Source organism: Olsenella phocaeensis (assembly GCF_048189965.1).
Classification (GTDB): Bacteria; Actinomycetota; Coriobacteriia; order Coriobacteriales; family Atopobiaceae; genus Olsenella_I; species Olsenella_I phocaeensis.
On sequence record NZ_DBEZHV010000004.1, the window covers coordinates 90562 to 103186 of the forward strand.

A 12625-nucleotide genomic window follows, 5' to 3' on the forward strand; every position below is an offset into this window, starting at 1 on the left:
AATAAAGCTGCTTTTCATAATAAGTTGATTCACGTATATACAATCTACCTAATTTTAAAGATATTTTCAATTTTCTACTTAAGCAAATGGGTTTTCAAGCTGTACGTGGCCAATCGTTCGTCGGTATATTTCTTGGGAGGAAGTACCGACAAACCGAATGCCGAAGCCGAATTTGTATCACGACAGGCAGATTGTCGGCACTTCTGCCTTGGCAAAGCACCGACAAATCGGCCCGGGAGAAGGACTCCCCCTCCCGGGCCGACGCGTCGCTACCAATTCGCACTAGCCTTCCGCTCAGGCAAGCCGTCGCCCAGGCAAGCCGTCGAGCATGGCACCTATCAGACCGGCAGGCCGGACGCCCGCCACGACGCCCGGCCCGTCCCTCTCGCCTAGATGGCCCAGCCCTCGCTCTGCCGCTGCAGGCTCACCATGTGGGCGAACGTGCCACCCGCCGCCAGCAGATCCTGGGGCCTCCCCTGCTCGCTCACGCGGCCGCCCTCCAGCACCACGACCTTGTCCGCGTTGGACACGGTGCGCATGCGGTGCGCGATCACCAGCGTGGTCTTGCCCCTGAGCAGGGTCGAGAGCGCCCTCTGGACCTTGGTCTCGTTCTCCACGTCGAGCGACGCCGTCGCCTCGTCCAAAAGCACGATCGGCGCACCCTTGAGCATGGCGCGGGCGATGGAGATGCGCTGGCGCTCGCCGCCGGAGAGACGGCTGCCGTTCTCGCCGATCATCGTGCCGTACCCCTGCGGCAGCCTGTCCACGAACTCGTCGCAGTTGGCCGCGCGCGCCGCAGAGAGGACCTCCTCGTCGGTGGCCCCGCGGCGTCCCAGGCGGATGTTCTCCATCACCGTGTCGTCGAAGAGCATGACGTCCTGGAACACGACGGAGCAGTGCCCGTAGAGCGTCTCGGGGTCGACCGTGGACACGTCGACGCCGCCCACCCTCACGGCACCGGAGTCGGCGTCCCACAGGCGGGCAACCAGGCGCGCGCAGGTGGACTTGCCGGAGCCCGAGGGCCCGACCAGCGCCGTGACCTCGCCCTCGCGCGCGATGAAGCTCACGTCGTCCAGCACGCTCTCCGCGCCGTCGCCGTAGCGGAACGCCACGTGGTCGAACTCGATGTCGTGCCCTGCGGGCGAGAAGTCCTCGCTGCCCGTGGCGAGCGGCTCGTCAAAGAAGCGGCGGAGCCTGTCGGACGAGACCTTTGAGGCGAGCAGCTCGTACACCAGCGCGAGCGACTGGTCGAACGGCGCATAGATGCGCGAGATCGCCAGGAGGAACATGAAGAGGGTCAGGAAGTCGGTGACGCCCGAGGCGATCAGCATGGCGCCCACGAGGATCGTGGTGGCGATTCCCAGGCGCAGGGTGATCGAGCACCCGTTCACGAAGACGCCGCCCACGAGCTCGGACCTGAGGTTCGCCGCCTCGGACTCGTCGACCTTCCGGTTGACGGAGCGGAGGTAGCCGTCCACCTGGTTGGTGGCGTGGACCTCGCGCACGCTGTCGAGCATCTCCTGGATGGCGTCGGAGACCTCGACCCCCTTCTGGCGACCGACCACCTGCAGGGGGCGCACCCAGCGCTGCGAGGCGAAGAGCAACCAGAACGCGACGGGCACGGTCCAGAGCGCCGCGATGGCCAGCTGCCAGTTGAAGGCGAGGAGGCCCACCGCGACGATCGCCGTCGAGACGAACGAGCCATAGAGGTAGCCCAGCACGTGCGACCACACGTGCTCCAGCTTGTCCACGTCGCCCATGACCGTCTCGGTCAGGTCCGCCAGGTCATGGCTGCCGAAGAACGAGAGCGGCAGCTTGCGCAGGCGCTCGGCGAGCGAGATGCGGATCTTGGACACCTCGTCGTACACGGTGCCGTAGGTGTTGTTGTACTGCTGCATGTGCGTGACGAACGAGAGCACGAAGAAGGCGAGGCAGCCCACGAGGTAGGGAATGGCCGACGGAAGGCCCGCCTGGCCCTGGTAGGCCGCCATGAGGTCGCGCATGAGGAAGTAGAGCAGGCTCATGCTGGACATGACCACGAGGTTCACGACCACGGTCCAGAAGATCCCCTTTTTCACGTTTGCCGCCCCCTGCTCGGAGAGGCCGTGGCGCTTCTGAAGGTCGAACATCTCCTACGCCTCCCTTCCGGTGGCTGCGGCGTCCGCGCCTGCGGCCGCCCCTCTCGCTGACGGCGCGGCCCCGGAGGACCCGCCCCGCGACCCCGCTATCTTCCAGTCGACGGCCGTCTGGTAGTCGGCCCACATGCGCGCGTACAGGCCGCCTGCGGCCACCAGCTGATCGTGCGTGCCCCTCTCCACCACATGACCTGCGTCGAGCACCACGATCTGGTCGGCGCCCCTCACCGTCGAGAGGCGATGCGCCACCATGAGCACCGTGCGACCCTTGGCGAGACGCGCCAGCGCGCGCTGGATGAGAGCCTCGTTCTCGGGGTCGGCGAAGGCGGTCGCCTCGTCCAGGACCACGATGGGAGAGTCCTTGAGGATCGCGCGGGCGAGCGCGATGCGCTGGACCTCTCCGCCGGAGAGGTACGTACCGCCCGTGCCTATGAACTCGTCGACCCCGTGGGGCATCTTGGCGACGATGTCGGAGCACTGGGCCGCCTCGAGCGCGGCGAGCGCCTGCTCGCGCGTCGCGTCCGGCCGCGCGGCGCGGACGTTGTCCAGGATGGTCCCCTTGAACAGGCGGTCGTTCTGGAACACGAACGCGACCTGGTCCATGAGCTCGTGCTGGGCGATCTGCCGAACGTCGACGTCGCCCACGCGCACCGCGCCGGAGCCAACGTCCCAGAAGCGGGGGACCAGGCTCGCGGCCGTGGTCTTGCCGCCGCCAGAGGGGCCGACGAGCGCCACGGTGGAGCCGGAGGGAACCTCGAGGCTCACGTGGTCGAGGGCGGGCGTGGCCGCACCCTCGTAGGAGAAGGACACGTCGTCGAAGGCTATGGAGGCGTCCGCCGGGTGGCGGGGCTCGGCGGGCTCCGCGAGCGTCGGTGCCGCGAGGACGCCGGAGATGCGGCTCATGGCGTTGCCCGCCTGCTGCGTGTAGGCGGCGACGAACATCAGCCGCTGCAACGCGGTGGATATGACGGCCGAGAAGATCGCATAGAACGCGTAGTCGGTGAGGAACTTCGCCCAGTCGGTGACGCCGGGGGCGATGAGCAGCACCGCCGGAACCAGCAGGACGACCACGCCGTCCACGAAGGTGAGGTTGAGCGACTGCGGGACGCGGCAGAGCGTCACGGAGTACTCGTGCGCCATGTCCCCGTAGTCCTTGATTGCGTCGTGGAACGCCTTGAAGGAGTAGACGGTCTGCTGGAACACCTTGACCACGGGTATGCCGCGCACGTACTCCGTCCCGGCCTTGTTCATGCGGTCCATGGCGGCCTGGTACTTGTTCATGTAGTCCATGCGATCGCCGCTCATCATGCTCATGAGGCAGCCGACCGAGATGACGGCGGCGAGCAGGCAGGCGAGGCCCATGCGCCAGTCGAACACGAAGAGCATCACGAGCATGCCCACGACCATGGCCACGGTGCCGCCCATGTCGGGCAACTGGTGGGCGAGGAGGGTCTCGGTCAGGCCCACTGAGCCGTCGATGATGCGGCGTATCTCGCCGGACGCGTGAGTGTCGAAGTAGCCCAGCGGCACGCGCATGAGGTGCTCGGCGCAGGCCTTGCGCATGTTGTTCGCGGTGCGGAACGCGGCAATGTGCGTGCACATGAGGGCGCCGAAGTAGACCAGGATGCCCACCATCGCCGTGACGAAGGCGACCCATCCGTAGGTCGAGAGGCTGGTCGCGGCCGACCAGTCGGGAGCGACCGCGATGAGGTCGCGGACGACCAGCCAGATGCAGACGTAGGGCACGAAGCCCAGCAGCATCGACACCGCCGAGAGCACGATGCCCAGGTAGGTGAAGCGCCTGTGCCCTCCCGCGAAGCTCAGGATCTGGGACAGTCCGCCGCCCTGCCGCGACGTGCCGCCCCTCTCCCGTGCCTGGGGGGACTTGCCCCCCTCGGCCTTCCTTTCTGTCATGAGAACCTCCTTGCTCGCCCGGGCGGGCCCCTGTGGCACCGCGCGCCAGGCAAAGGGCACCAGGCGTCGGACGCCGGACGCGGTCGCGCCGGCTCCCCGGAACACGAATAGTTAGTTTGAGTAAACTATATTTCGCAGGCGCGGGGGAGGTCGTCCGCCACGTGCGGAAGAAATCGAAAGTGCGGGGTACAGGACGGGTTCGACGGGCGCGCTGGGGCAGGCACGGCCGGCAAGAATGAGACGCGGGAGAAAGGCGAGAATGAACCAGAGCCTGAGGCAGCTCTTCGAGCCACAGCTGGCCCAGATGCACGCGCGGGCCTTCCGGCATCGCTCCGACGGCCTGGTGGCCGAGGCATACGACGGCTGGAGCCGCGGGCGGATGGCAAACGTGTCCCCCACCGAGGGCTGCCTGGTGAACTTCCTCGACCTCGTCGTGAGCGAGGACTACGTGCTCAGGGAGTACCCCATCGAGTCGATCTGCCTCTGCGTGGGGTCGCGCGACTCGGCGGCGTACTCGCCCGTCCCCATCACCAACCTCCGCGCATCGGGAAACGTGGCGGCGTTCTCGCAGGACCCGGGCGAGACCAAGTCGTTCCTCGGCAGGGGCGAGCGGATCCGCTCCACGAGCCTCTGCCTCACGCCCGACTTCTTCAGGCGCAACGCCGCCATCTACGGGCGCGACTTCTCGTCGGTGAAGGACGAGCTGTCGCTTCTCGACCCCAATGACGTGAACGAGGAGCTGAGGGGACTCTTGGCGCGCATGGGCACGTGGAGGCTGGGCCGCACCGACCAGCGACCGACCTTCGAACGAGACGTCCATGAGGAGGTCGGAAGGTTTCTGAGCTGGGCGGACGAGACGGTCTCTGCCCAGTCCGGAGGGCTCTCGTGGGAGGACCTCTCCCTCGTCCGGGAGGCCCGACGCATCATAGACGCTGCACCCTCCGGGCCGCCCTCCGTGGAGCAGATCGCCCGTGCCACCCACTGTGGCCACACCCGCCTCTGTGCCGTGTTCAAGCACATCACAGGACAGACGCTGGGCAACTATGCGCGCGGCTCGAGGATGCGCCGGGCGCGCAGCCTCCTTGCCGAGGGCCGCATGCCCGTGGCGGAGGTCGCCCGCGCGGTGGGCTACTCCACCCCGGCAGCGTTCTCAAGCGCGTTCAGGAGGGAGACGGGCCTCTCCCCCACCGCCTGGCGCGCACGGGCATGACCTCGCGGTGCCGCTCACCGCGCTGGCGGTCGACCCCACCGCCTGGCGCGCACGTGCATGACGCCAATTCGTCTCCAGTGGAGGCGAGGCCTGCGCCCGCCGCCTGGCATGCACGGGCCCGAACGCGAAACTCTGCCGCAACGGCAGCTCGCCCCTCTCCCCTAGAGCAGGGCCAGGGTCACGAGGGCGACCATCGCCAGGCCGCCCTGCTTCCAGATGATGGAGCGGCTGCTGGTCATGCCGCCATAGATGGCCACGAGGACCACCAGGACCAGGAGCATGCCCACAACCTCGCGGGGGCTTCCGCTGAGGAAGGTGCCCCAGAGGATGGCCAGGCCGATGAGGCCGTTGTAGACGCCCTGGTTCTTGAAGAGGGTGCTCACGGTCTTGCCCTCGAGCTCGCCCACTGGGATCGAGAATACGCGACTCGTGGACTCCGATGCCGTGGCGAAGGTCTCGAGGTACATGATGTAGAGAAACTCCAGGCCCACGAGGGTGGCCAGGGTGGTGGTGACGATGCTCATGACGAACCCCAAACGATTCGTGACCGCAGGAGGCATCCCGGACCTTCTGCAATACCTTCGTACCTTGGCCTTGTACCCAACGACCACCCGCCACGGACCAAAAAAATAAATTCGTATTGTGTGGCATTTCGGCGTGTTAGTGGGAATACTGCGCCTAACGGTAGCGCCCCAGGCGCGCCAACCCCTGCCGCAGCCAATGGCGCTGCGCGCAACAAGACACTCCGAAGGGAGAACCATCATGAACTTTAAGAAGGTCGTAGTCGCCGGTGGCGGCGTCCTTGGCAGCCAGATCGCCTTCCAGACCGCATTCCGCGGCTTCGACGTCACCGTGTGGCTGAGGAGCGATGCCTCCATCGAGCGCGCCAAGCCCAAGTTCGAGCGCCTGCGCGACATCTACCTGCAGACCCTCGAAGCATCCAAGACCAACCCCGCCGCGTGGGCCCGCGGCTTCGCGGCAGAGAAGCCCGACGACGCGGGCATCGACGCCCTCAAGGAGCAGGTCACCAAGGCATACGAGGGCCTTAAGCTCACCACCAGCTATGCCGAGGCGGCCGAGGACGCCGACCTCGTCATTGAGTCCATCGCCGAAGATCCCGCGCAGAAGACCGCCTTCTACCAGGAGCTGGCCAAGCACCTGCCCGAGAAGACCGTCATCGCCACCAACTCCTCGACCATGCTGCCCAGCAGCTTCGCCGAGGCAACCGGCCGTCCCGCCAAGTACCTGGCCCTGCACTTCGCCAACGAGATCTGGCGCAACAACACCGGCGAGGTCATGGGCCATGCCGGCACCGAGCAGGAGTACTACGACATGGTCGTCGAGTTCGCCGAGGCCATAGGCATGGTGCCCCTGCAGCTCCACAAGGAGCAGCCCGGCTACATCCTGAACTCGATGCTCGTACCCTTCCTCAACGCCTCGCAGGCGCTGTGGGCAAACGACGTGGCCGACCCCGAGACCATCGACAAGACCTGGCAGCTGGGCACCGGCGCGCCCGCCGGCCCCTTCCGCATCCTGGACATCGTGGGCCTGACCACCGCGTACAACATTGCGGTCATGGACCCGCGCGCCAAGGACCCCTCGACCATCCAGGGCAAGATCGCCGCCAAGCTCAAGGAGAAGATCGACGCAGGCGAGACGGGCGTCAACGCCGGCAAGGGCTTCTACGATTACCGCAAGTAGAGCTCGATAGTAGGTATCGCGGGGCAGGTCGTGGCTGATGGACGACAGGAGCCTGCCCGGAAACGCGGCGCGCCCGCAGCTGGGTTCGGCTGCGGGCGCGCTTCTTCGTGCGCATGCGGCTGGGCTGATGCGAGAAGGCGGGTTCCTCCCGCCTGCCCTGACGCGGTGCAGGTCCCTCACCTGCTGGGAGCGAGACTACTTTGCCGGCTCGGCCGCAGGAGGCTCCACGAGGATGTCGGCATATTCCGGGTGCTTCTGGAACCAGCGGATGGCGTAGGAGCAGGTCGCACGGGCCTTCTTGCCCGCGAAGCGCACGTGGCGGACGGCCTGGCCCATGAGGCGGCCTGCCATGCCGCTGCCGCGCTCGCTGGGCGCGACGTAGGTATGGTTGAAGTTCAGGATGCCGTCCTCGTCCTCGGGGAACGAGACCTCGCCTAGCACGTCGCCGTAGTCTCCCACGAAGCTGAGCTTGTCGTCATCGGTCTGCATGTTCATGCCAGACTCCCTTCTGCTGGTGGCCTGCGCCGCTACCCACACCGCATGGAGCGGAGGGGCGGGCGGTTCGAGTTATGTAAAGCTATGTACCCAATGGCGCGACATGGGAGCCGTTGGGATTCGGCGAGCGTGCACGCCGTGCGAGCACGCGCCTCTCGCCTGCATGCCGCTGCACGCGTCCCTCTCGCCTGCACGCCGCTGCACGCGTCCCTCTCACCTGCACGCCGCTGTGCACATCTAGCGATGCACACGCCTATCTCCTACGCGAAAGCGTCCAATGCGTCTATCTCCTGTACGAAAACGTCCGACGCGTCTGGCTCCCGCGCGAAAGCGTCCAACGCGTCTAGAGACAAAAACTGACCTGGGGTTTTGCTGTCGATTAGACGCGTTGGACGTTCTCGACGATTCGGTGGACGCGTTTGGCGCTATCGATGACGCGGCAGACGCATTGGGCGTTGTCAGTAGATGCCGCAGCCGTCGCGCACGCCGTTGCGCACAATTGGCTCGGCGAACACGCTGTTGCGCACATGCACGGCTCCCAGCATCTGGACAAATGCAATCACACGTGTGCGTTCGCGCGTGTTGGATGACACCAGCGTGCGTTCGCGCGTGTTGGATGACACTAGCGTGCACTTGCGCCTGTTGGGCGCCGACGGCACGCGTTCGCTCGCGCTGGGGCCGTCGCCCCGCCACTTGCGCATTCGGCGGAATCGGGTCGAAGGCGCCGCCACGACACCGCGGCGGGCAGATAATGGCACCCGTCATATGCAGACAACGCCAGCAGCAAGGACCATCGCATGCCCTCCAGCGTCCCACGAAAGCCTATCAGCCCCAGCTCGCGGAGCATGGATCTCGTCCGCCGACACTGCCAGGACATCCTCGACTCCGAGGGCATGCGCATCGAGCGGCGCTGCATCCAGCACGGCACCACCACCGTCTTCGCCCACTCGCTCTCCGTCACCCGGCAGTGCGTGCGCCTCGCGCGCAGCTGGCGAATCCCCGTGGACGAGCGCGCCCTCCTGCGCGGCGCCCTCCTCCACGACTACTTCCTCTACGACTGGCACGACCCCGACCCCAGCCACAGGCTCCACGGCTTCAGGCACCCTGGCTTTGCCTGCGCCAACGCCATCCGCGACTTTGGCATCGGCCCCATCGAGCAGAACATGGTCCGCAGGCACATGTTCCCCCTCACACCCATGCCGCCCAGCTGCCGCGAGGCAGCGCTTCTCTGCCTTGCAGACAAGATGGTCGCCACGTCCGAGACCCTCGACGGCTTCTGGCTGCGCCTGCGCGCGGGCCTCGGCGCCTCCGTCCGCGACGACGCCTAGGAGGCACGCCTTGCCACATGCCATCCATCAGCTCATGGTTGCCTGGACCTACTTCTTCTTCTACTGCGTCGGAGGTTGGGTGGTGGAGAGCACCTACTGCTCCGTCGCAGAGCGCCACTTCATCAACCGTGGCTTCCTCAATGGACCCTACCTGCCCATCTACGGCTGCGGCGGCATCGCCTCCGCCCTGCTGCTCTCGCGGATTGGCAGTCCGCTCGGAGTGTTTCTCACGGGCGGCGCGCTCAGCTGCCTCCTCGAGTACATCACCTCGTACGTGATGGAGAGGATGTACCACGCCCGCTGGTGGGACTACTCGGACAAGCCGCTCAACCTGCAGGGGCGCATCTGGGCGGGCGGATTCCTGCAGTTCGGCTGCTGCTGCCTGCTGGTCACCTACGTCACGCAGCCGCCCCTCGCGGCGGCGGTCGCCTCGCTCAGGGACACGCAGCTCGTGGCGGTCTCGTGCTCGAGCGCCACGCTCATGCTCGCCGACCTCGTCGTGACGCACGTGGGCATAGCAAGCCTGCGCGCGAAGATGGACTCCCTCAAGCAGGAGACTGCCGCGCGCCTGGATTCCGTGCGAGAGCTGCTCCCCTCCCGCCCCGAGCTCGCCCGCGTGAAGGACTGGAGCCAGGTCATGGAGGCCTCGCTCAGACGTCGTCTCGCCGGGGCGCGCGACAGGCTGCGCGAGGCAACGCCGGAGCTTCGCGGCATGCCCAACCTGCCACAGGTACCCTCACTCGACGAGCTCGCCTCGAGCTTCTCCTCTCGCCTGACCGACCAGGAGCTTCGACTCCTCAGGGCCTTCCCGTCGCTCAGGCCCAGCGACTACCGGCGCGTCTTCGACGAGTACTACCAGAAGGTGCAGGGCATGGCACGAGCGACCGCCGAACGCGTCCACGACGCCGTGGAGGAGCGCCGGGGAGAGTAGCCCCCGCACTCGGCTACGGCCGGCAGCCAGCGCGGCGACCGCTGACCGGCATAGGCCTAGCCGTCGACGACGCGCGCGGGACCCTTTCCCCTAGAGCCTCAGGTCGCGGAAGCGGAAGCGGCTCCTGCCCTCGGCGTAGTCCGCGACCACCTGACCGGAGCCACGCAGCCGATACTTGTAGGTGACCAGACCGTCCAGACCCACCGGGCCGCGCGCGTGCAGCTTCCCGGTCGAGATGCCCACCTCGGCACCGAAGCCATAGCGGAAGCCGTCGGCAAAGCGGGTCGAGGCGTTCTGGTACACGCCGGCCGAATCCACCAACTGCATGAAGCGCTCTGCCACGGCATCGTCCTCGGTCACGATGGCGTCGGTGTGGTGGGAGCCGTGTCGGTTGATGTGGTCGATCGCCTCGTCCACGCCGCCCACCAGCTTGACGGATATGACGAGCGAGAGGTACTCGCGGTCCCAGTCCGCGTCCGTCGCAGGCACGCAGCCCACGATGGCCCGGACCTCGTCTGTGCCCCTGAGCTCGACCCCGGCGGCACGATAGGCGTCGGCGAGCAGGGGGAGGAAGTCTCCCGCAACGTCGCGGTGCACGAGCAGGGTCTCGGCCGCGTTGCAAGCGGCAGCATACTGGACCTTGGCATCAACGCAGATGCGCACGGCCTTCCGGAGGTCCGCCGCGGCGTCCACGTAGACGTGGCAGATGCCGTCAGCGTGACCCATCACGGGAATCCTCGTGTTGTCCATTATGTGGCGGACGAAAGCGTTCGAGCCGCGGGGGATGAGCAGGTCGACGTCGCGGTCGCAGGCCAAAAGCTCGTCGACCTGGCTGTGCGCCTCGACCTGGAAGAGGCAGCCCTCGGGCAGCCCGGCCTCCAGCGCGGCGCCGTGGATGAGGGCGAAGAGGGCACGATTGGTGCGCGCGGTCTCGGACCCACCCTTGAGGATGGCGCAGTTGCCACTCTTTATGCACAGCGCCGAGATCTGGACCAGGGCGTCCGGACGCGCCTCGAAGATGACGCCGACGACCCCGATGGGGCAGGTGACACGCTCGAGCAGCAGTCCGTCGTCCAGCTCGCGGCGCAGCGTCATGCGACCGACGGGGTCCGGAAGGCCCACGAGGCCGTCGATGCCGGCGCAGACGTCGTCGAGCTTGTGCTGGTCGAAGCGCAAGCGCTTGACGACCGCGGGAGAGACCCCCGCCTCCTCGGCCGCGCGCACGTCCTCCTCGTTGGCAGCGAAAACGCTGCTGGCGCTGGCGACGAGCGCCTCCCTGATGCCCGCGAGGGCGGCGTTCCTCCGCTCGACAGATGTTGCCGCCAGCTCCGGGCTCTGCAGCTTCATGCGCGCGGCGACCTCCGCGATGCCGGTCCCGACCGCCGCACCGTTCGTGCTGACCATGTCGCCCATCCCGGTCGCGCCGCCCGTCCCCGCCACGTCGACCCTGCCGATGCCGTCAGACATGCTTCCTCCCCCGCCGTCCGTATTCGGACCAGTATACGGGCCTGCCAGCCCACCCGGACGTCAGGCGGCGCAGACGGAAACGCTTTGGTATATTCGCTCCAAGAGCCGTCTACGCTCCAGGAGCCGTCCGAGCCCGTCGCCATCGTCACCCACCCCGCACGTCGTCGAGGAGGTCCCATGAAGGAGAGAAGGTCCCTTGCAATCGTCGTGGTCGCAGCGTGCGCGATCGTCGTCGCCGCCATCGCCGCCCCGCTCGCGTGGAAAGCCACTCACACTCCCAGCGACGACGAAAGGCAGATCGCTCCCCGTCGCGCCGACGAGGCCGGCGTGACGCTCGTCGCCGCGGACACGCTGCCGGTCCAAGGCAACGCCGCCTGGTGCGCCCCGCTCCAGCTGTGCTGGGACGAGCTTCTCGCCTACCACAACGACGGGAATCCTCTCGAGCCGACCGCCGGACCGAACGAGCTGGTGGACGCCCTGAACGGGAGCCCCTTCGAGGCGGGCATGGTCTCGGACGACCACTATTACAGCTACGCCGGCCCCATGACCAAAGATGCCCGCAGCACCATGGAGGAGGCCATCGACCAGCGTTTCGGCCAGCGAAGCGACCTCCTCGACCTGCTGGACTGGGAGAGCGCGGAGCCAGACACCACGCTGTTCTACGCCATGCTCTATCGCCGGTTCTCGTTCGAGCGCCCGTTCGCGCTCCTACCCTACGACGGCACCTTCGGCCCCAGCCACACGGAGGGAGTCAGGTACTTCGGGACAGCAGAGACCGACGGGGCGGAGCGGAGCGACCTTCTCGCCCAGGTCACCCCCCTCTACTACGACGACCACGCGCACTGCGCCTGCAGGGTCTCGACCAAGGAGGGCGACGAGCTCGTCCTGGTGAAGTCGCCCGAGGGCCAGAGCTTCTCGGACATGTGGGACAACGCGACGTCGAGGACCGAGTCGGCGGGGGCGCAGAGGGCGCTCGGGGACGACGACGAGTTCGAGTGCCCCCTGCTGAGCACCGACGTGTTCAAGGAGTACGACGAGCTCGAGGGCCTGGAGTTCGCGCTTCCCAACGGAGGTGGTCTCCGCATCGCCCAGGCGGTGCAGACCCTCAAGTTCGACCTGGACAACGAGGGTGGCAGGGTCAAGAGCGAGGCAGCCATCACCGCCGTTACATCAGCTGCGCCTCCACTCGACATCAGCCAGCCGCGCCACTTCGTGTTCGACGACAGGTTCGCGCTCTTCCTGGTGGACGGGAACGCCCCCGAGGGCTCGCGCCCCTACCTCGCGGTGCTCGTGGACGACGTCCGCGCGTTCCAAGGTCAGGACGCCTAGCGACGAGTGATGGACGCCCGGCGGTGACCGCATGGGACGAGGCGGGCGAGAGGACCAGGCGGTGCGGGCGTGCCCGGGCGTCGCCCCTCGCGTGCCACATAGCACTCCGGTGCGG

The 12625-nt window shown here is 67.1% G+C and carries 11 protein-coding genes; 5 read left to right on the top strand and 6 right to left on the bottom strand.

The window, feature by feature from the left end; all coding sequences use genetic code 11:
* Window positions 1–389: 389 nt before the first annotated feature.
* Both ACMPH2_RS00970 and ACMPH2_RS00975 read right to left on the bottom strand, forming a co-directional pair.
* Entirely contained in the window at window positions 390–2129 is a 1740-nt protein-coding gene (locus tag ACMPH2_RS00970) for an ABC transporter ATP-binding protein (protein ID WP_417118364.1), read from the bottom strand.
* A 3-nt stretch (window positions 2130–2132) separates the two neighbouring features.
* Window positions 2133–4049 carry an ABC transporter ATP-binding protein gene (locus tag ACMPH2_RS00975; protein WP_417118365.1) on the bottom strand — a complete coding sequence of 639 codons (1917 nt, stop codon included), beginning with the start codon at window positions 4047–4049 and terminating at the stop codon, window positions 2133–2135.
* Between the two features lie 259 nt (window positions 4050–4308).
* Between ACMPH2_RS00975 and ACMPH2_RS00980 the strand changes: the two genes are divergently transcribed.
* On the top strand, window positions 4309–5259 hold the full coding sequence (locus tag ACMPH2_RS00980) for a helix-turn-helix domain-containing protein (RefSeq protein WP_417118366.1): 951 nt from the start codon (window positions 4309–4311) through the stop codon (window positions 5257–5259).
* Window positions 5260–5420: 161 nt separating this feature from the next.
* Here the strand turns inward: ACMPH2_RS00980 and ACMPH2_RS00985 are convergent, their stop codons facing one another.
* Entirely contained in the window at window positions 5421–5819 is a 399-nt protein-coding gene (locus tag ACMPH2_RS00985) for a DUF1304 domain-containing protein (protein WP_417118367.1), read from the bottom strand.
* A 202-nt stretch (window positions 5820–6021) separates the two neighbouring features.
* Here ACMPH2_RS00985 and ACMPH2_RS00990 point away from each other — a divergent pair, with 202 nt between their 5' ends.
* Entirely contained in the window at window positions 6022–6960 is a 939-nt protein-coding gene (locus ACMPH2_RS00990; RefSeq protein ID WP_417118368.1) for a 3-hydroxyacyl-CoA dehydrogenase, read from the top strand.
* A 195-nt stretch (window positions 6961–7155) separates the two neighbouring features.
* On the opposite strand, the gene ACMPH2_RS00995 is transcribed toward ACMPH2_RS00990, so the two are convergent.
* Complete coding sequence (locus tag ACMPH2_RS00995; protein ID WP_062531689.1) at window positions 7156–7455, bottom strand: GNAT family N-acetyltransferase; 300 nt, start codon at window positions 7453–7455, stop codon at window positions 7156–7158.
* Between the two features lie 458 nt (window positions 7456–7913).
* Window positions 7914–8078 carry a hypothetical protein gene (locus ACMPH2_RS01000; RefSeq protein ID WP_417118369.1) on the bottom strand — a complete coding sequence of 55 codons (165 nt, stop codon included), beginning with the start codon at window positions 8076–8078 and terminating at the stop codon, window positions 7914–7916.
* A gap of 174 nt (window positions 8079–8252) precedes the next feature.
* Here ACMPH2_RS01000 and ACMPH2_RS01005 point away from each other — a divergent pair, with 174 nt between their 5' ends.
* Together ACMPH2_RS01005 and ACMPH2_RS01010 are read left to right on the top strand one after the other, a co-directional pair.
* Window positions 8253–8783: an HD domain-containing protein gene (locus ACMPH2_RS01005; RefSeq protein WP_009278510.1), complete on the top strand. Its 531-nt coding sequence runs from the start codon at window positions 8253–8255 to the stop codon at window positions 8781–8783.
* A gap of 10 nt (window positions 8784–8793) precedes the next feature.
* Complete coding sequence (locus tag ACMPH2_RS01010; protein WP_417118370.1) at window positions 8794–9714, top strand: putative ABC transporter permease; 921 nt, start codon at window positions 8794–8796, stop codon at window positions 9712–9714.
* Between the two features lie 90 nt (window positions 9715–9804).
* Here ACMPH2_RS01010 and ACMPH2_RS01015 read toward each other — a convergent pair whose 3' ends face one another.
* Window positions 9805–11181, bottom strand: coding sequence for a glutamate-5-semialdehyde dehydrogenase (locus ACMPH2_RS01015; protein WP_417118371.1), 1377 nt, complete (start codon window positions 11179–11181; stop codon window positions 9805–9807).
* A 177-nt stretch (window positions 11182–11358) separates the two neighbouring features.
* Here ACMPH2_RS01015 and ACMPH2_RS01020 point away from each other — a divergent pair, with 177 nt between their 5' ends.
* Window positions 11359–12510, top strand: a complete 1152-nt coding sequence (locus tag ACMPH2_RS01020) for a hypothetical protein (RefSeq protein ID WP_417118372.1) — start codon at window positions 11359–11361, stop codon at window positions 12508–12510.
* Window positions 12511–12625 lie beyond the last annotated feature (115 nt).